Raw genomic sequence first — 17,666 nt, 5'->3', positions numbered from 1 at the left:
ACTGACTCCCTATCGATGCCTTCGGCCGAGAACGCCCAATGGTGGACGCCGCTGCACACCTCCGCAGCCTACGATCACGGGGTGACCCTGGCGGCGACAGCACAGACCGACGACACAGCTCCACCCGGCCGAGTCCTCCCCCCGATCCTCCGACGCCGGCTGGCCCCGTTCGACGCCCGACTCGACCGGCGATCGTGGATCGCCACCGCCGTGGTCGTGGCGATCGCCGCCATCCTGCGGCTGGTCAATCTGGCCCATCCCAAGGGCAAGATCTTCGACGAGATCTACTACGCCACCGACGCGCACAATCTGCTCACCCGCGGCTTCGAGTGGGACGAGAAGAACAACACCGCCGCGTACGTGGTGCACCCGCCGCTGGGCAAATGGATGATCGCGCTGGGCGAATGGGCGTTCGGCTACAACGAGTTCGGCTGGCGCATCTCCGCCGCCGTGGTCGGCACGCTCTCCGTGCTGCTCGTCGTACGGGTCGGTCGCCGGCTGTTCCAGTCGACCGCGCTCGGCTGCGCGGCCGGGCTGCTGATGGCGCTGGACGGGTTCCACCTGGTGCTGTCCCGCACCGCGCTGCTCGACATCTTCCTGCTCTTCTTCGTCTTCGCGGCCTTCGGCGCGCTGGTACTGGACCGGGATGCCCGTCGTCGCCGCTGGCTGCGGGCCGTCGAGGAGGGCCTGGACCCGAGCCGTCCGGGCCGGGCCGGTCGCCCGCCCTTCTCGCTCCAGGGCGTGCCCTGGTGGCGGCTGCTGGCCGGGGTGCTGCTCGGCTGCGCCGTCGCCGTCAAGTGGAGCGCGCTCGCCTTCGTGCTCGTCTTCGCCGTACTCGTGATCTTCTGGGAGGTGGGTGCCCGCCGCTCGGCCGGGGTACGCCGCCCCTGGCGGGACACCTTCCTCGACGAGAGTGGCTGGCTCCTGCTCAGCGGGGTGCTGATCATCGTCACGTACATCGTGAGTTGGTCGGGCTGGCTGCTGACCGACGGCGGCTTCTACCGGGGTTTCAGGAGCGACGCCGACCCGGTCACCAATGCGCTCTGGAGCCTGTTCGAGTACCACAAGCAGGCGCTCACCTTCCATACCGGGCTGACGACCGCACACACCTACCAGTCCTGGCCCTGGCAGTGGCTGCTACTCGGCCGGCCGGTGGCCTTCCACTGGACGGCCGACAGTCCGTGCGGGGCCGCCAACTGCGCCGAGGAGGTGCTGCTGCTCGGTACGCCGATACTGTGGTGGTCGTTCCTGCCCGCACTGGCCGCGCTGGCCTGGCTGGGTATCGCCCGTCGCGACTGGCGGGGCGCGGCAATCCTGCTCCCGGTCGCCGCCGGCCTGCTGCCCTGGTTCTACTACGCCCTCGACAAGCGCACGATGTTCTTCTTCTACGCCGCACCGGCCCTGCCGTTCATGGTGCTGGCGGTGGTCTACGTACTCGGGGCGATCATGTCGCCGGCACCGGTTCCCGAGGTGGAGGGCAGTGCCCCGGTCAGCCGCACCAGTACGGTGGACCGCCGGATGATCGGTGCCATCTTCGCCGGGGCGTACGTGCTGGTGGTGGCGATCTGCTTCGCCTACTTCTATCCGATATACACCGGGGTGTCGATCCCGTACGCGGACTGGTCAGCCCGAATGTGGCTCGGCGGCCGCTGGATCTGACCGCGTGAGCCACCCGCGCTTTCGCTGCGGCACCCACCGGTACAGACAAAGATGCGCGCCCCGATCGCCTGCCACGGGGGAAGCGGGCGATTGGGGCGCGCATGATGAGCTTAACCACCCCTGGATCACCTGCACAACGGGTCACCCCTGGTCAGATTTCCAGCCGGAGCACCGTGGAACAGTCCGGACCAGTCCGACATAGCTCCCGAGACCCGATCATTCGCCCACTTCACCAGCTATGTGAGCCCGCGCCGCCCGCCCCGCTCCGGCCAGAGTGGCAGCGCTCCCAGTACTCCGTCCGTCCGCACCTTTTTTCGGTAGTCCGCGCCTTCTTCGGCGGTCCGCCTGACCGACCACGAAGCTGAGGCTAGGAACACGAAGCTGAGACTAGGAATGGGCCAGCTTCTCGAACTCGGTCCAGCCGCCGTTGAACAGGAAGTCGGTGTGCTGTGTCAGGGCGATGGCGACCAGGCCCCGAGCCGGATCGTTGGACCACGCCGTGCCGTAGCCACCGGTCCAGCCGTACCGGCCGGGCACCGGCGACACGTCGTCTGCTTGGGTCACCACGCCCAAGCCGTACCCCCAGCCGTTTCCGGCCAGCAGGAACCCGCTGCCAGCCGCCTGCTCCGGCGTCACATGGTTGGTCGTGATCAACTCGACCGCGCGCTCGGACAACAGCCGCCGGCCCTGATGTGTCCCCTTGGCCAGGAGTAGGCGAGCGAAGGCCAGGTAGTCGTCCACGGTGGAAACCAGCCCACTCGCCCCGGACGGAAAGACCGGCGGCACCGTCCACTCGCTCGGCACGGAGTACGGCTGCAACTCCGACCGCCCAGTCTCGCGGTTGGTCTGGTAGTACCCCGGTAGCCGACCCGCATCCTCGGACGAGACCGCGAAACCGGTGTCGGTCATGCCCAGCGGGTCGAAGATCCGGGTCCGGCACACGTCCGACAGCGACTGCCCCGCGGCCCGGGCCACCAGGACCCCCAACACCAGCGAGGCGACGTTGTACTGCCACCGCTGGCCCGGCTGGTACATCAGCGGCAGCGTCGCGAACCGCTGCATCCACTCGTCCGGGTCGTACGGCGTACGTGGGTCCGGCGCTCCCAGGGTCAGTTGCAGCTCGGCGGCAGCGGCGATCACCGGGTACGGCGGATCGAAGCTGGGCTCGACGACGAGGCCGTAGCCCATCCGGAAGGTCAGCAAATCCGCGACGGTAATCGGGCGGATCGCCGGGACCGTGTCATCGAGCGGACCTTCGATGTTCCGGAGCACCCGGCGGTTGGTCAACTCAGGTAGCAACCGGTCGACCGGCTCATCCAGGGCCAGTCTCCCCTCCGCCACCAGCATCATCGTCGCGACCGCCAGAACCGGCTTCGTCATCGACGCGATCCGGAAGATCGTGTCGCGACGCATCGGATCCCCGCTGCCGAACGACTTCTCCCCAAGCACCTCGACATGTACCTCATCGCCGCAGGCCACGAGATACACCAGCCCGGGCAACTCCCCCTTCGCGACCCGAGCCGTCATTGCCGCGCGTAGCCGGTCCCGCCCGGCCGACGATATAGCGTGCGTCATCCGTACTCCCTTGTGGTCGCGTCGATGCCCCGAGCTACCAACCGACCACAGCGTAGGTGCGGGGTGTGACCGGATCAGGGGTTTCCCTCCGGGCGGAGCCGAGCGAGTTTGTCGGGGTTGGTCACGGAGTAGACGCCACATACCTGGTCACCCCGTCGGGTCAGGTCCAACACGAGTACGGCAAACGGGGAGCCGCTCACGAACAGCACCGCCGACGGGTCGCCGTTGACCCACCGGTAGCGCACGTCCAGACCACTCGGGACGTTCGACGCGATCGCCACGAACAGCCGCGCCACCTCGTCGCGGCCGTGGACGGGACGCAGGCTGGTCGCGGGCCCCTTCCCACCGCCGTCGGTCCACAACGTGACGTCCGGCGCGAGGACCCGCAGGAGCGCTTCCAGATCGCCGCCGAGCGCCGCAGAAAGAAACCGTTCGGTCACCTCCTGCCGTAGCCGGGGATCGACCCGGTAGCGAGGGCGGCGGGCGCGTACATGCTCGCGGGCGCGGTGGGCGAGCTGACGTACCGCAGAAGGGTTACGGCCGAGAATGCCGGCGATCTCGGTATGCGCGTAGCCGAACACCTCGTGCAGAACGAACACGGCGCGCTCGGCAGGGGCGAGGGTCTCCAGCACCACCAGCAGCGCCATGGAGGACGACTCGGCACGTGCCACCACGTCGGCCCCGTCACTGACCGGGTCAGGCCCCGCCAACGACGTGACGAGTGGTTCCGGCAACCACTGTCCGACGTACGTCTCCTGCCGGCGGTTGATGGCGGCCCGCTGGGCCAGGGCCTGGTTCACCACGATCCGCACCAGGTAGGCCCGCGGATTCTCGACCTGGCCCGCACTCGTCGCCCGCGCCCTGGCCACCCACGACAACCAGGTCTCCTGGAGTACGTCCTCGGTGTCGGCGACGCTGCCGAGCATGTTGTAGACGATGGCGAACAGCAGTTCCCGGTATTGGAGGAACACCTGGGTCGCCAGGTCGTCGGCTACCTGCTCGGGCCGCCCCACCAGCCGGGAATCGCTGGCCGGTCCGGCTTTCTGGCCATCGGTCATCTCGTACCTCCTGTCACGGGTCACCCATGGAGAGGAGAACCAGCCCGGTAAGCGTGACCGGTATCGCGCAAATGTGATCCATACCGCTGCCGACGCCATTCGATGTCACACTCGCCGGCACGTCCGCCCTCCTGGGTTCCGTCAGCCGAGGCGATCCGCCTCTGCGATCAAGCGCAACCCGAGGAGATGTTGATGCGTACGCTGATCCGTGCCGTTCGAGTGTTCGACGGCGAGCAGACCGTGCCCCGCGCAGACGTCCTGATCGATGGTGACCGGATCGCCGTACCCGACGATCGGCGGGTAGACGTCGAGATCGACGGATCGGGAAAGACCCTGATCCCCGGGCTGATCGACGCACACACCCACACCTTCGACGGCAGCCTCGCCCAAGCCCTGAGTTTCGGGGTGACCACCGAACTCGACATGTTCTGCCTGCCCGGGAACCTGGTCCGGCAGCGTCGACTGGCCGCCGACCGGGACGACGTGGCCGACCTGCGTAGCTCGGGCATGCTCGCCACCGCCCCCGGCGGGCACCCCAGCCAGCTGATGAGCGCGTTCGACGAATCGGCGCGGGAAGCTCTCGGCGATGCTGCCGGCGCGTTCGACTCGGTGGCCGATGTCGGCCAGGCTGCGGCATTCGTCGAGGCCCGGCTGGCCGAGGGCATCGACTATCTGAAGATCGTCGTCGACGACGGCGCGGTGCACGGGACGCAACTGCCAGCTCTGCCGCCGGAGATCGTGGCTGCTCTTGTCGAAGCGGCGCACGCCGCCGGGCTCAAGACGATCGCGCACGCGATCACCGCGCGGGAGGTCGAGATCGCCCTGGACGCTGGCGTCGACGGCCTGGCTCACGTCTTCTCCGACCTCGGGCCGGACGATTCGACGGGCCACGAGTTGGCCGCCCGAATTGCCGCACAGGGTGTGTTCGTGGTCAGCACGCTCGCCTACTTCGAAGCGATCACCGAGCAGGCGAGGCAGGCAGCCGACCACGCCGTACCGGGCAGCGCGGACAACGCCAGGTACGCCGCCCAGGCGCTGCACCTGGCCGGTGCGCCGCTGTTGGCGGGCACCGACTCGAACCCGTTCGCTCCGGTACACGGCACCAGCATGCATCGCGAGTTGACTCTGCTCACCCAGGCCGGTCTCACCAATGAGGAGGCACTCGCGGCGGCCACCAGTGGACCGGCTCACTACTTCGGGCTGACCGACCGGGGTCGGATCGCACCCGGTCTCCGCGCCGACCTCGTCCTCGTGGCCGGCGATCCCACCTCTGACATCGCCGCTACCAGCTCGATCGTGGAGGTATGGCGCCGAGGGGTTCGCCAGTCCCGGTAGTCGACCTTGCCCAACACACCCAGTTGAACCGGCACGCGAGCCCGAACCAAGGAGAAATTCTGTGCTATCCACCGCTGATCCACCCACCCATCCACCCGTTGGTGGACGGGTGCGGACCTGGCCGTGGCTGTTCTTCCGCGCCATGACAACCTGCGTCGCCGGGCTGATCATCGTGCAGGCAAGCCTCGCCGGTGGCTTCCTGTCCGGCCATTACGAGGCGCTGGCCGCGCACGCCGGCACCGGCGGCGCGATCAGCATCGCGCTACTGCTCCAGTGCGTTGCCGCGCTACTCACCTGGCGGGTGGGTTCCGGGCCAGCCTGGCCGCTACGCACCAGCATCATCCAACTGCTCATCGCGATCGCGCTGATTCCACTGGGAGAGCAACGCGTCCTGACGGCCCACGTCCCGCTCGCGGTAGGGCTCACCGTTGGTGTGGCATTCCTGCTGGTCCGATCGTGGCGGGCAGCCCCCATCGGTGCCGCCGCGAAGGAGGACTGATGAACCGGAGCATGAATCGACGCCGTTTCCTGGGCGTGGGCGTGGGCGCGGCAGCGGTCGGCGCGACGGCGCTGGGCTCAGCCGGATGGCTGGCCGGAGGTAAACTCCTGACACCGGGTGAACCAGGAAAGTTGCTGCCCAGCCAGGTGCCGCTGCCCCGGCCCTACCAGGTTCAGCTACCGATCCCCACGGTGCTTGAACCCACCCGCAGCGATGCGACCACCGACTACTACGAGATCACCCAACGTCTCGCCTCGCTCAGCATCCTTCCGGGAATGCAGACCCAGGCCTGGACCTACCAGGGCAGCTTCCCTGGCCCGACCATTCGTTCACGGGCCGGCCGACGCACGGTGGTACGGCATCGAAACGAACTGCCCCAGCCGGTCGTGGTGCACCTGCACGGCGGACACACACCCGCCGACAGCGACGGCTACCCCATGGATCTGATCCTGCCGGTGGGCGGAGCCACCAACGCCGCCACACACCACGGTCACCACGAAACCTCCCAGCCGGTCGGAAAAACCACCACCGGCCACCGCGACTACGTCTATCCGTTCGAGCAGCGCGCGGCGACGCTCTGGTACCACGATCATCGACATGGCTACACCGGGCTCGCGGTATGGCAGGGGCTGGCCGGCTTCCACCTGGTCCACGACGACGAAGAGGACGCGCTGCCGCTGCCTACCGGCGTACGCGACATCCCGGTGATGATCGCGGACCGGTCCTTCGCCGCCGACGGATCCTTCCGCTATCCCCTCACCGACCCATCGCTGCGGGTGCCGGGTGTGACCGACGCCTACATGAACGGCGTACTGGGCGACGTGATCCTGGTCAATGGTGCCCCGTGGCCGGTGCTCCACGCCGAGCGCGCCCGCTACCGGTTGCGGCTACTCAACGCCTCCAACGCCCGTCGGTACCGGCTCGAACTCGACCCACCGCCGCCCGGCGGTCAGGGCCTCATTCAGATCGGCAGCGACGGTGGGCTGCTGGAACGACCCGTGGCCCACGAGACCCTGGAGATCGCGCCGGCCGAACGTTTCGACGTTGTCATCGATTTCTCCCGTTACCGTCCCGGCACCCAGGTACGTCTGGTCAACCGACTCGGCGACGGCCCGACCGCCCACGTGATGCGCTTCGATCTCGCCGGTACGACCATCCACGACGAATCCGCCGTGCCCGATCGGCTGAGCCACATCCCCAGGCTGGACCCGGCCGGTGCCGAGACGACCCGCACCTTCCACTTCCAGCTTCGACCCGACCACGGCTGGACGATCAACGGCCACCCGTATCAGCCTGGCCGGGCATTGGCCCGACCCCGGCTGGGAAGCACCGAAATCTGGCGGCTGATCAGTGACTTTCACCACCCGGTGCACATACACCTGGACCCGGGTCAGGTGATCAGCCGAAACAACCGTGCGCCCGGACGCTACGACTCCGGGTGGAAAGACACTGTAGACGTACGCCCCCGGGAGGCTGTCGAGATCGCCGTTCGGTTCACCGACTACCCCGGGACCTTCATGCTGCACTGCCACAACCTCGAACACGAGGACATGGCCATGATGGCCGACTTCACCACTATGGGATGAATGGCGTACCGCCGACAGGGTAGACCGGCTGACCGACGCGAGTGGTATCGAGTGTGCCCGGGACGATGGCCGTCCCGGGCCCCTCAGAAGGGCTAGCTGACCAGCTCGAATCCGTAACCGTAGGCCCAGGTCTCGTACGCGGTGGCACCCCAGCTGCCCACCGGGGCGAGCGTCCCGCCGCCACCGCGCATGCTGCTGACCGCACCGTAACCGCCGAACTGTTTCTCACCGATCGAGCTGATCAGGGCGTCCTGGCCGCCCGTACCGTCGAGATTCAGCAGCGTCAGCCGACGACCGAAATTCTCATCCGTGCCCGGAGCACCGAGATCGACGAACGAACGCTGGTCAAAGCTGCGTGCCGCCGACAGGTTGAAGCCGCTGCCCGTCCCGGGAACGAGCACGATTGCCCCCGCACCGGCGCTGCTCCCGATCTTCTTGCCAGCTGCGGAGATGAGCAGGTCAGGCCGACCGTCACCGGTGGCGTCACCAACGGCTATCGCTTCGCCGAACGCATCCTCGCCAGGCGTGCCGGGCACACCACCTGTCCCCTGCTTGATGATCTGACGTCCGGTGCCAGAGAGACCGGCTGCCCGGCCGGGCAGAATGTATACCGCGCCGCTGAGCACGTCGCCGATCTGCGTGGCCAGCGCCCCGGAGAACACCTCCCCGTAGCCGTCCCCGGTGACATCGGCAATCGCGAGGCTGAAGCCGAGAACCTGCGGAATCTGAAGCGGGGACGCCTGGTCGCGCAGCGTTTGATCCCAGGAGACCAGCGAAGTCATGCCGGTCATTGACAAGCCGGCTGCGGCTCCCTTGACCAGGACGATCCGTCCGGTGCCCTCCCGGCCGATAGCCCAGGAATCGTCGTTCTCCCAGGGCACGCCAATGAGCAGATCGGCATACCGGTCGCCGGTCACGTTCCCGATGGCCAGCGAATAGCCGAAGCTGTTGTTTCGCTGGGCTACGCCGGGCACCTCGGGCAGCGACTGGTCGAGCCGCACCGCGCCGTCGGCGCTGACCCCGGCTGGCCCACCGAACAGCACCGTGACGCTGCCGGCGCGTTCGAGCCCGTTCACCGCCTCGCCGTATGCCCCGATCGCCAGGTCGTCGCGGCCATCACCGTTGAGGTCACCTGCGGCCAGCTCGTAGCCGAACATGTCGACCCGCGCAGCGAATCCGGGTACGCCCGGCGACTCCTTGGTGAAGTGCTGGGCCGCATCCTGCCGAAGGCCGTTTGGCCCACCCCGGAGAACCCAGACGCCACCAGCGTTCTCCATCGGCGGGCCCAGGATGGGCTTGCCCTTGATCGGTGGGGCGAGTTGTCGCCGGATCTCCTCCCGAGGATTGCCGACCGCCAGGTCGTCGTAGCCGTCCCCGTCGAAGTCGCCCGTGGCAAGGCTCTCGCCGAAGCCCAGAGTGCTGTTGTCGACCTCGACCGGCTGAACCTTGTCGGTCACCCGCAGCCGGGAATAGTCGACGTACACCTGCGGCGGTGAGCTGGTGATTATCTCGTCGACGCCGTCGCCGTCGAGGTCGGCCTTGGTGGGGCCGCTGGGATTGGCCACGATGGCCGGCCGGGGCACGGTGATGTCCAGCCGGTTGAACCTGATCTCGTAGCGGCTCGGGTCGAGCGGGTCCGCGTGGGCGGGAGTGGCCGCCATACCAAGCAGGAGTACGGCGAGCCCGACGGCGGACACGAGGCGTGAGTTCTTGATCGGAGCCCTCCGAAGATTCGATAAACATCAATCGGACCGAATAGGCCAAATGCCGCTGTCCCATGAGGAGCAGCCGGCGAGAGTGGCCCTGGTACACGTGGATGGGTACCGATTCAATCACAGCACCACTGGTCCGCACGGACCAATATCAGGGCATGCCAGGACCGGCCCACCGCTTACGACGGTGGGTCGGTCCTGGCCGGTCCTGGCTGGTCCGCTACGCGCAGATGCCGTACGCGTCAAGGGCCCAGTTGCCGCTGTAGCCGTCGCTGTCCTCGTCCGCGCCGACACCGATCCGGTCGGTGGTGATCAGGTTCACCGCGGTCAGTCGTACCTGGCCGTTGCCGGCGTTGATGTCCGCGCCCGCGCTGTAGAGCGCCTTACCAACCGGGCACACCAGCAGCCGGGACTGACCGGCATTGCTGTTGCTGCTCGTCGGCGCGGTCGTGATCCGTTCCAGACCAGCCGGGGTGTTGGCGCACACGGCGAACGCGGTGACGCTCCAGCCTGTCCGAGTGGAGCCCTGCACCGGCACACCTCGTACGGTCACCGACTTCAGGTCCGACGAGGGAACAACCTGGTCCAGCACCACGTCCCCGAAGCCGCTGTTGACGCGACCACCCATACCGATGACGCTCTTCGTGCCGCAGCTCGCCGTAACGTACTCGGTTTCGGCAGCCCCGGTGGTCGCAACCACCTGGTAGCCGGCGGGCTGGGTGACGCAGGCCGCCACGGCGCTGACCATCCAGTCGTCCCCGTAGCTACCGGGCCCCGCCTCCCGCATCGCCGCCACGAATCCGGTGCCGCTGGCCAACGGCTCCAGCCGGTCGAGGGCGACGTGTGCCTTCGCTCCCGCCGAGGCGGCAAGGTAGCCACCGCCGCCGCTGACCACCTTGCCTGTCGGGCAGCTCGCCGTGATCGTCTTGTCGGCGCTGGTATCGGCCGAAGTGCTCGAGACGAGCTCCAGCCCGGGCGGGTCCGCCGAAGCCGGCGCGGCCGGACCGATCCCGACCACCACCAGGGCAGCCACGGCTGTGGCGAGCCCGGTAATCCCGTGCCTGCTTACCGTCGTACGCATTGCTGTCTCCCCCTCGGTTTCAGGCAGGACGGCGGCGGCTCGGGTAGCCGCTCTCCCCCGTGTCCTGCTGGCTGGGATCAGCGTGTGCGGTGGCGCTAGCCGTCCACTATCCGACCGCTAGGCGGGGGTCGCCGGGGCGGTTGCACCCCTACGATGACATCGGCTGGTCACGTCGAATGAGGAAGCAGATGAGGTGGCGCATCCTCGGGCCGGTCGAGGTGACCGCTGCCGGGCACGTACTCGGGATCCATCGACCACAGCAGCGTGCGGTCCTGGCCCTGCTGCTACTCAACGCCAACCGGGTGGTCTCCGTCGGGCAGTTGACCGACGCGCTCTGGGGCGACGATCCGCCGGCAAGTGCCCGTACCCAGATCCAGGTCTGCGTGTCCCAACTCCGCGCCGCCCTGCGTACCGTCGACCTGGCCGACGTGTTGGCGACCCGCGCGGGTGGTTACCGGATCGCGGTCGACGACGGCGAATTCGACCTGGCCGCGTTCAGTGCCGCACTGGACCAGGCCCGGGTGGCCGCTGACGCGGGACGGTTGCCGACGGCAGCCGAAATCATGCGGGCCGGGTTGGCCTTATGGCGGGGAGCGGCGCTGGCCGGGGCGGCCGGCGCGTTCGTCGAGGCGGCAGCCGCCACCCTGGACGAGCAGCACCTCGTCGGGCACCAACTGCTCGCCTCGATCCAGTCGGCGCTGGGTCATCACGACGCGGTGGTCCAAGCCCTGGAACCGCTGGTGGCCGCGCATCCGCTACGGGAAGCCCTGGTGGCCCGTTATCTGCTCGCTCTGGCCGGCAGCGGTCAGCAGGCCCGCGCGCTACAGGTGTACGCCGAGACCCGGGCCCGACTGATCGAGGAACTGGGGGTGGAACCGTCTGCCGAGTTGGCGGAGGCGCAGCTGCGCGTCTTGCGTAATGAGGTCGCCGCACCGGCTGATGTTAGGAAGGGCCCCCTCTTATCGCTTTCTGCCTTGGAAGGGGCCCTTCCTAACACACCGGCACCGGCGCAGCTGCCTGCCGACGTCGCCGGGTTCACCGGGCGCGAATCGGCGCTGCGCGAACTCGACGCGCTACTGTCCGGCGACGACGACTCGGCCGGCACAGCGGTGGTGATCTCCGCGATCGGTGGTACGGCCGGCGTCGGCAAGACGGCGTTGGCGGTGCACTGGGCACATCGGGTGGCGCACCGTTTCCCGGACGGGCAGCTCTACGTCAACCTGCGCGGTTTCGACATCGAGGATCGGGGGGTAACCCCCGGCGAGGCGCTGCGGGGGTTCCTGGAAGCGTTGCAAGTTCCCGCCCAGCGGCTCCCCGCCGACCTGCCCCGACAGGCCGCGCTCTACCGCACCCTGCTCTCCGGGAAACGGATGCTGGTGGTGTTGGACAACGCCCGCGACCCGGCGCAGGTACGCGACCTGCTGCCCGGTTCGGCGACCTGTCTGGTGGTGGTGACCAGCCGAAATCGGCTCACCGGACTGGTTGCCTCGGAGGGGGCCCGCCCGCTGACCCTGGACCTGTTGTCCGCTGCGGAGTCCCGGGAGCTACTGGCTCGCCGGCTCGGTCGGAAACGGGTCGCTGCCGAGCCCAGCGCCGTGGACGACATCGTCCGGCGGTGCGCTCGACTGCCGCTCGCGCTGGCCGTGGTGGGGGCGCGGGCCGCCGCCGAACCCGGCGCTTCGCTGGCCGCGCTGGCCACCGAGCTGGCCGACGCGCAGGGGGGCCGGCTGGCGGCGCTGGACGTGGGCGATCCGGCCACCGACGTACGGGCGGTCTTCTCCTGGTCCTACCGCGCGCTCGATGCCCCGACCGGCCGGCTGTTCCGGCTGCTGGGGCTCCATCCGGGCCCGGACCTGGCTGGGCCGGCGGCGGCCAGTCTCGTCGGCCTGCCGTTGTCCCGGGTACGTCCGCTGCTGGCCGCCCTGACCCGGGCGCATCTGCTCACCGAACAGCTGCCGGGGCGATACAGCCAGCACGACCTGCTGCGTAGTTACGCCGCCGAACTGTGCGACACCGTCGACGACGCGCCGGAACGGCGGGCGGCCCGACATCGTCTCCTCGACCACTACCTGCACGTCACGCAGACGGCCGACCAACTGCTCGACCCGTACCGGCTGGCGCATCCGGTGCCCGTCACCGAGCCGCGACCGGGTGCGGTCGTGGACGGCCCGGCGGACCACACCCGGGCCATGGACTGGTTCACCGCCGAGCACCCCGTCCTGCTGGCCTCGGTCGAGCAGGCGGCCAGGTACGGGTTCGACGGGCACGCCTGGCGCCTGGCGGCCGCGTCCACCACCTATCTGGACCGTCGTGGCCACTGGCACGATCTCGCCGCGGTGCAGCGTACGGCGCTGGACGCCGCACAGCGACGGGCCGATCCATTCGGTCAGGCGCAGGCGCACCGGGGGCTGGCCATCGCCGCCACCTGGCTGGGCCGACACCAGGACGCGCACCGGCACTACCAGCGAGATCTTGACCTGTACCGCGAGTTGGGTGACCTGACCGGCCAGGCGCACACGCACCTCGGACTGTGCTGGGTCTTCGCCCGCGAGGGCGAGCATCAGGCCGCCCTGGATCAAACTGGTCGGGCGCTCGCTCTGTACCGGTCCGCCGACTACCAGGTGGGGCAGGCCAAGGCGCTGAACAGTCTCGGCTGGTTGCAGGCTCGGCTCGGGGAACACCGGTTGGCGCTCGACTCGTGCCGCCAGGCGCTGTTGCTCCACAAGGAGACGGGTGACCGGCACGGTGCTGCCCTGACCTGGGACAGCCTGGGCTACGTGCACCACGAACTCGGCCAGTACGACCAGGCGATCGAGTGCTACCAGCGGGCGCTCGACCTGCACCGTGCCCTCGGTGATCGGTACGACGAGGCCGAGGTGCTCGTCAACCTCGGGGAGACCCACCGGGCGGCCGGTGACGTCGAGGCGGCCCTGATCGACTGGCGGGACGCCCTGCTCGTCTTCGACGAGTTGGGGCATCCGGACGCCGACCAACTCCGTATCAAGATCGCCGATCTGCTCCGGCCCGCCACGCCGACCGGGGTCGTGCTGTCGGAGCGAACCCATAGGGTCTGATCGCAGACACCTGGAAAGTGGAGCCGTGACGTGAAACTGACCTTGGACGACACTCTGGCTTGGCGGATGCGTCGGCACTACCTGGACCGCGCGGTGGAGGTCGACACCACGCAGGTCGTACGGCGGCTCTGTGGTCTGCAGGCCCAGGTCACCTCGGCAGCCGAGCGCGCGCTCGCCGCTCGGCTGCCGGTTCCTCGGCCCGGTCTGGTGGCCGAGGCACTCGCCAACGGCAGACTGGTCAAGACCTGGGCAATGCGTGGCACCCTGCACCTGCTCACGCCGGCCGACGCCCCCGCCTACCTGTCGCTGCTGGCCGCCGGGCGGACCTGGGAAAAGGGTTCCTGGCAACGCACCTTCGTCACCACGGCACAGCTGGACGCCATCGCAGCGGCGACCGCAAAAGTGCTGGATGGCCGAGTGCTTACCCGGGAAGAGTTGACCGCCGAGATCGTCGAGCACACCGGAGACGTCACGCTCCAGGCACATCTCGGTTCTGGCTGGGGCGCGGTACTCAAGCCGCTGGCCTGGCAGGGGTTGCTGGTCAACGGACCCAGTGAGGGCAACCGGGTCACCTTCACCCGGCCCGACACGTGGCTGGACGGCTGGTCGGGGCTGCCCGCCCCGGAGGTTGCGGCGCGGACCGTCATTCCGAACTATCTCGGCGCATACGGGCCAACCACCCCGGAGGTGTTCGACCAGTGGCTCTGCCGGGGCGCCACGAAGAAGGTGACGTTGCGGGGCTGGTTCGGCAACCTAGTCGACACTGGCACAGTGGTACGCGTCGAGGTGGATGGTCAACCGGCGTACGCCCGGACGGCCGACGTGGACGAGATAGCCGGTGCCGAACGGTTCGACGACGTACGCCTGCTCCCCGCCTTCGACCACTACGTGCTCGGCCCGGGTACGAACGACACCCGGCTCATCCCGGCCGCGCGCCGAGGTGCGGTCAGTCGGGCGGCCGGCTGGATCTCCCCAGTGGTGCTGCACCGGGGCCGGGTGGTCGGCACCTGGGACGTCGAGGACGGAACGCTCGACGTCGCACTGTTCGCCGAGTCCGGCCCGGTGCCGACGGACGGGATCGAGGCCGAGGTTGCCCGTCTCGGCGCGTACGCCGGCACCGAATTCCCAATATCGATCAGGACGGACTGAGGACAGGGCATCCGGCGCGCAGCGGCGTCGCGCACTACGGCGGTGAGGGTGCCCGGTGCGGAGCAGCATCGCCCCGCGCCGGGCACCCCGGTAGGGCTATTGCTTGGCCAGCAGTGCCCGCATCTCCTGGATTTCGGTGTTCTGCGCGCTGATGATCTCGCCGGCCAGCTTCTTCGCAGCCGGGTTCTGGCCCTGCTGCTGCTCGGTGGTGGCCATCTGCACCGCCCCCTCGTGGTGGCGGATCATCATCTCCAGGAACATCCGGTCGAACTTCGCGCTGGTCGACGCCGTCAGTTCGGTCATCTCCTGCTCGGTCATCATCCCGGGCATGCCCTCCTGGCCGCTGCCGTGCGAGCCGTGCCCATCGCTGGGCTGGCCGTGGTGCCCGTCGGCCGAACTGGATGGCAGCGGGGCACCCCACTGGCGGAGCCAGTCGGTCATCTGCTGGATCTCTGGCGCCTGTGCCTGCTTGATTTTGGCGGCGAGCGCCTTGACCTCGGCGCCGGCCCGGGTCTCGGCCAGGTTCGACATCTCGACGGCCTGCTGGTGGTGCGGGATCATGCCCTGCGCGAAGTTGATGTCGGCCTGGTTGTGCTGCTCCGCGCCGGCCTGTGCGGATGCGCTCACGGTGGGGCTGGCCCCGCCGTCGTGCCCGCTGTCGTGCGAGTCCTCGCTACAGCCGGCGACGAAGGCGAGGGCAGCCACGGCGGCTGCCACCGCGCCGGTGGCACGACGGATCATCGGAAGGTTACGCATGGTGGATCGACTCCTTGGTCAACTCGAATCGGGGTACGAGCGCGTTGGCGTACGCCGCCGCGAGAACGCGACGGTGTGCGCCGGCAAGGAGTCGGCCTATATCCGGAAGACGGAGAGCTGGGGCAACGAAGGTGGCCCGCACCCGGACCCGTTCGCCGCCTGTGCGGCGGCGGTCCGGGGCGAGATCACCGGCGGGGCGGTGGCCACCGCGCCCGGCGTGACGACGAGCGCCGGTACGGGCACCGGCCCACCCGTCGGTGGGATGAACTGGCAGACCTGACCGGCGTGTCCGTGCCGAGGGTCGTTCCGGTCATGCTCCCGCTGGTGGTCCCGGCTGACGTTTCCACTACCACCCGGGTGCTCGTCGTCCGGACACCCGTCACCAGGTGTCGAACAGTGCCCATCGCCGGCCTCCGCGACGGCCATCGCCCCCGCGTGGGCAGTTGCCTCGGCATCGGGGCCGCCGGCGAGTTGATGCATCACCACCAGCCCGGCCAGGGTCGCCACCAGCAGAGCCCACCGCATCCACCACCGCACAGCCGATCCGCTCGTACGGCGGCTCGGGTCACGGCGGGTGACGGTCACCTATGGGATGCTACGCCGACGAGCTGGGCGACACCTGGCAAGTCTGCCCGGTGTGCTCAGCGCCCAGCTTTGGCGGTCGCACTTCCGGTATAGACCGTGATGCCGAGGGCGCCGGTGTCGAGCTGGCCGTCCGCGGCGACGGTGAACCGCCACCGGTCGTACCGGGTCTGGCCCAGCACGATCACCACCCACGCGGCATCGGGACGGTTCACCAGGGCTTGTGCCCGCTCCAATTCGCGGCTGCCGGGGGCCGAGCCGAGGATCAGCACGCCCAGTCGGCGGTCTGCGCCGGCGCCGCCACCCCGGAGGGTGTACGCAGTGTCGGCCCCCTCGCCCTCGGCGAGGGTCAGCGCGTCGCGAACGCTGACCCGCTCGCCGCCGGTCAGGTGCGGCCGGATATCGCCAGCAACGACCTGGACCCCGCCCGCCCACGGGCTGCTACTCAACTCCTCCGTCCACGCCGCGACGAGTTCCCGGGCGGCGGCACTGTCACCCTGCAGGCTGATCACGCCAGTGGCCTGGCCAAGGTCGATCAGTTCCCGGACTCCACCGGCCGTACCGAGGGTGACCAGGCGCGGGCACGGGGCCGCGAGGTCGTTGTCGACGGGTAGCGACTGCACGTCGCGCAGCGAGGCCTGCCAGACCCGGCCGTTTTCGACGGCCTCCCACGGCTCGATCGGTTCCTCGTCGGGTGCGGCGAGGCGCAGCGCGACGCGGCTCTCCTCCAGGGACACGCCGTACACCGGGGGCACCGGACGGCCGACGGCCTCGGCACCGGTGACCAGCGCCTGTAGCGCGCGGTCGATGGTCCAGGCGGCGGCAGTGTCGAAGGTGCGGGTGGGTACGGCGTCAGACGTGCCACCCTTGGCCGTCGCACCCAGAGCCGCAGCACCGGCGGATCCCCCAGCATTGCGGTGCCGCAGAAACCACCAGGCACCGGCACCGATGCCGGCGAGGGCCAGCAGCCCGATGACGATCGACACGACGAGCCCGGCCGAGCCGCCGTCCTCCTCTGCTGCCGGCGGGCCAGCGGCGGGAGCAGCGGTTGCGGGAGCGCCGGTCGCGGCCGGCCCACCGTTGGTCGGTGCCGGGCTGGGAGCGCCGGCAGTGGGCAGTGGTCCTGTCTGGACGCCCTCGCCCTTGGCATCCGCCGGTAGGACCAGGATCCAGCCGGCGGTGATTCGCGTCGGGTCAGTCAGGCTACCGCCATCGGGCTGCACCCGTCCCTTGTTGAGATCGAAGATCTCCTGCCACCGATTGCCGTCGCCCAGGAGGCGCTCGGCGATGGCAAACAAGAACTCCGGCTGGCCCTGGAATGCCGGCTTGACCTCATACCACTTCGTCTCGGCACGCTGCTCGAAGAGCGCAGCCGCGTGCCGGCCTGGCGGGGCTGACAGGGGCGCCGCGACGGCTGGGGCAGCGGTCGTGCCTACCGCCGCGCCGAGCACCAATCCCAGCAGAACAACGCCGCGGTGACGAAGTTGTGGACGGTCCATTGGGCATCTTCCTCACGCAGAGCTGATTGCAACACCGACACCCTACATTCACGCTGTGCAATACTGTTGGGCGACCGTCCACGCGCATCGCGCCCCTGCCA

At 69.1% G+C, this 17,666-nt stretch carries 13 protein-coding genes; 6 read left to right on the top strand and 7 right to left on the bottom strand.

Annotated elements, in window-relative coordinates:
• Positions 1-15 precede the first annotated feature (15 nt).
• A complete protein-coding gene (locus ACWDV4_RS03115; protein ID WP_449974419.1) occupies positions 16-1,659 on the top strand; it encodes a dolichyl-phosphate-mannose--protein mannosyltransferase in 1,644 nt (547 codons plus the stop codon).
• Positions 1,660-2,046: 387 nt separating this feature from the next.
• On the opposite strand, the gene ACWDV4_RS03110 is transcribed toward ACWDV4_RS03115, so the two are convergent.
• Together ACWDV4_RS03110 and sigJ are read right to left on the bottom strand one after the other, a co-directional pair.
• Positions 2,047-3,234 (bottom strand): serine hydrolase domain-containing protein, encoded by a 1,188-nt coding sequence (locus ACWDV4_RS03110; RefSeq protein ID WP_449974418.1) that lies wholly within the window; start codon positions 3,232-3,234, stop codon positions 2,047-2,049.
• 74 nt (positions 3,235-3,308) lie between these two features.
• Positions 3,309-4,292: an RNA polymerase sigma factor SigJ gene (sigJ, locus tag ACWDV4_RS03105; protein WP_449974416.1), complete on the bottom strand. Its 984-nt coding sequence runs from the start codon at positions 4,290-4,292 to the stop codon at positions 3,309-3,311.
• Positions 4,293-4,484: 192 nt separating this feature from the next.
• Between sigJ and ACWDV4_RS03100 the strand changes: the two genes are divergently transcribed.
• From ACWDV4_RS03100 to ACWDV4_RS03090, 3 genes are all read left to right on the top strand, one after another.
• A complete protein-coding gene (locus tag ACWDV4_RS03100) occupies positions 4,485-5,627 on the top strand; it encodes an amidohydrolase family protein (RefSeq protein ID WP_449974414.1) in 1,143 nt (380 codons plus the stop codon).
• A 109-nt stretch (positions 5,628-5,736) separates the two neighbouring features.
• On the top strand, positions 5,737-6,126 hold the full coding sequence (locus ACWDV4_RS03095; RefSeq protein ID WP_449974413.1) for a hypothetical protein: 390 nt from the start codon (positions 5,737-5,739) through the stop codon (positions 6,124-6,126).
• The gene (locus ACWDV4_RS03090; protein ID WP_449974412.1) at positions 6,126-7,712 is read left to right on the top strand and encodes a multicopper oxidase family protein; all 1,587 of its coding nucleotides are present in this window, start codon (positions 6,126-6,128) and stop codon (positions 7,710-7,712) included. The genes ACWDV4_RS03095 and ACWDV4_RS03090 overlap by 1 nt, the downstream gene beginning before the upstream one ends.
• A gap of 92 nt (positions 7,713-7,804) precedes the next feature.
• On the opposite strand, the gene ACWDV4_RS03085 is transcribed toward ACWDV4_RS03090, so the two are convergent.
• Together ACWDV4_RS03085 and ACWDV4_RS03080 are read right to left on the bottom strand one after the other, a co-directional pair.
• On the bottom strand, positions 7,805-9,409 hold the full coding sequence (locus tag ACWDV4_RS03085; RefSeq protein WP_449974410.1) for a hypothetical protein: 1,605 nt from the start codon (positions 9,407-9,409) through the stop codon (positions 7,805-7,807).
• Positions 9,410-9,644: 235 nt separating this feature from the next.
• Positions 9,645-10,505: a hypothetical protein gene (locus tag ACWDV4_RS03080; RefSeq protein ID WP_449974409.1), complete on the bottom strand. Its 861-nt coding sequence runs from the start codon at positions 10,503-10,505 to the stop codon at positions 9,645-9,647.
• Positions 10,506-10,693: 188 nt separating this feature from the next.
• Between ACWDV4_RS03080 and ACWDV4_RS03075 the strand changes: the two genes are divergently transcribed.
• Positions 10,694-13,579 (top strand): AfsR/SARP family transcriptional regulator, encoded by a 2,886-nt coding sequence (locus ACWDV4_RS03075; protein WP_449974408.1) that lies wholly within the window; start codon positions 10,694-10,696, stop codon positions 13,577-13,579.
• Between the two features lie 30 nt (positions 13,580-13,609).
• Positions 13,610-14,728 carry a winged helix DNA-binding domain-containing protein gene (locus tag ACWDV4_RS03070; protein ID WP_449974407.1) on the top strand — a complete coding sequence of 373 codons (1,119 nt, stop codon included), beginning with the start codon at positions 13,610-13,612 and terminating at the stop codon, positions 14,726-14,728.
• Positions 14,729-14,824: 96 nt separating this feature from the next.
• Here ACWDV4_RS03070 and ACWDV4_RS03065 read toward each other — a convergent pair whose 3' ends face one another.
• The 3 genes from ACWDV4_RS03065 to ACWDV4_RS03055 all read right to left on the bottom strand — a co-directional run bounded on the left by ACWDV4_RS03065 (position 14,825) and on the right by ACWDV4_RS03055 (position 17,565).
• Positions 14,825-15,484: a DUF305 domain-containing protein gene (locus ACWDV4_RS03065; protein WP_449974405.1), complete on the bottom strand. Its 660-nt coding sequence runs from the start codon at positions 15,482-15,484 to the stop codon at positions 14,825-14,827.
• A gap of 96 nt (positions 15,485-15,580) precedes the next feature.
• Entirely contained in the window at positions 15,581-16,069 is a 489-nt protein-coding gene (locus ACWDV4_RS03060) for a DUF6153 family protein (protein WP_449974404.1), read from the bottom strand.
• Positions 16,070-16,125: 56 nt separating this feature from the next.
• Positions 16,126-17,565 carry a LysM peptidoglycan-binding domain-containing protein gene (locus tag ACWDV4_RS03055; protein ID WP_449974402.1) on the bottom strand — a complete coding sequence of 480 codons (1,440 nt, stop codon included), beginning with the start codon at positions 17,563-17,565 and terminating at the stop codon, positions 16,126-16,128.
• Between the last annotated feature and the right edge of the window lie 101 nt (positions 17,566-17,666).

The organism is Micromonospora sp. NPDC003197 (assembly GCF_053590565.1).
The sequence above is the reverse complement of the archived record's forward strand: the minus strand, read 5'-3'. Positions and strand labels throughout refer to the sequence as shown.

Excerpts from the sequence above, each read along its gene's own strand:
- sigJ (WP_449974416.1), bottom strand. The coding sequence starts at position 4,292 with ATGACCGATGGCCAGAAAGCCGGACCGGCCAGCGATTCCCGGCTGGTG.
- ACWDV4_RS03090 (WP_449974412.1), top strand. The coding sequence starts at position 6,126 with ATGAACCGGAGCATGAATCGACGCCGTTTCCTGGGCGTGGGCGTGGGC.
- ACWDV4_RS03055 (WP_449974402.1), bottom strand. The coding sequence starts at position 17,565 with ATGGACCGTCCACAACTTCGTCACCGCGGCGTTGTTCTGCTGGGATTG.
- ACWDV4_RS03080 (WP_449974409.1), bottom strand. The coding sequence starts at position 10,505 with ATGCGTACGACGGTAAGCAGGCACGGGATTACCGGGCTCGCCACAGCC.
- ACWDV4_RS03075 (WP_449974408.1), top strand. The coding sequence starts at position 10,694 with ATGAGGTGGCGCATCCTCGGGCCGGTCGAGGTGACCGCTGCCGGGCAC.
- ACWDV4_RS03100 (WP_449974414.1), top strand. The coding sequence starts at position 4,485 with ATGCGTACGCTGATCCGTGCCGTTCGAGTGTTCGACGGCGAGCAGACC.
- ACWDV4_RS03065 (WP_449974405.1), bottom strand. The coding sequence starts at position 15,484 with ATGCGTAACCTTCCGATGATCCGTCGTGCCACCGGCGCGGTGGCAGCC.
- ACWDV4_RS03110 (WP_449974418.1), bottom strand. The coding sequence starts at position 3,234 with ATGACGCACGCTATATCGTCGGCCGGGCGGGACCGGCTACGCGCGGCA.
- ACWDV4_RS03115 (WP_449974419.1), top strand. The coding sequence starts at position 16 with ATGCCTTCGGCCGAGAACGCCCAATGGTGGACGCCGCTGCACACCTCC.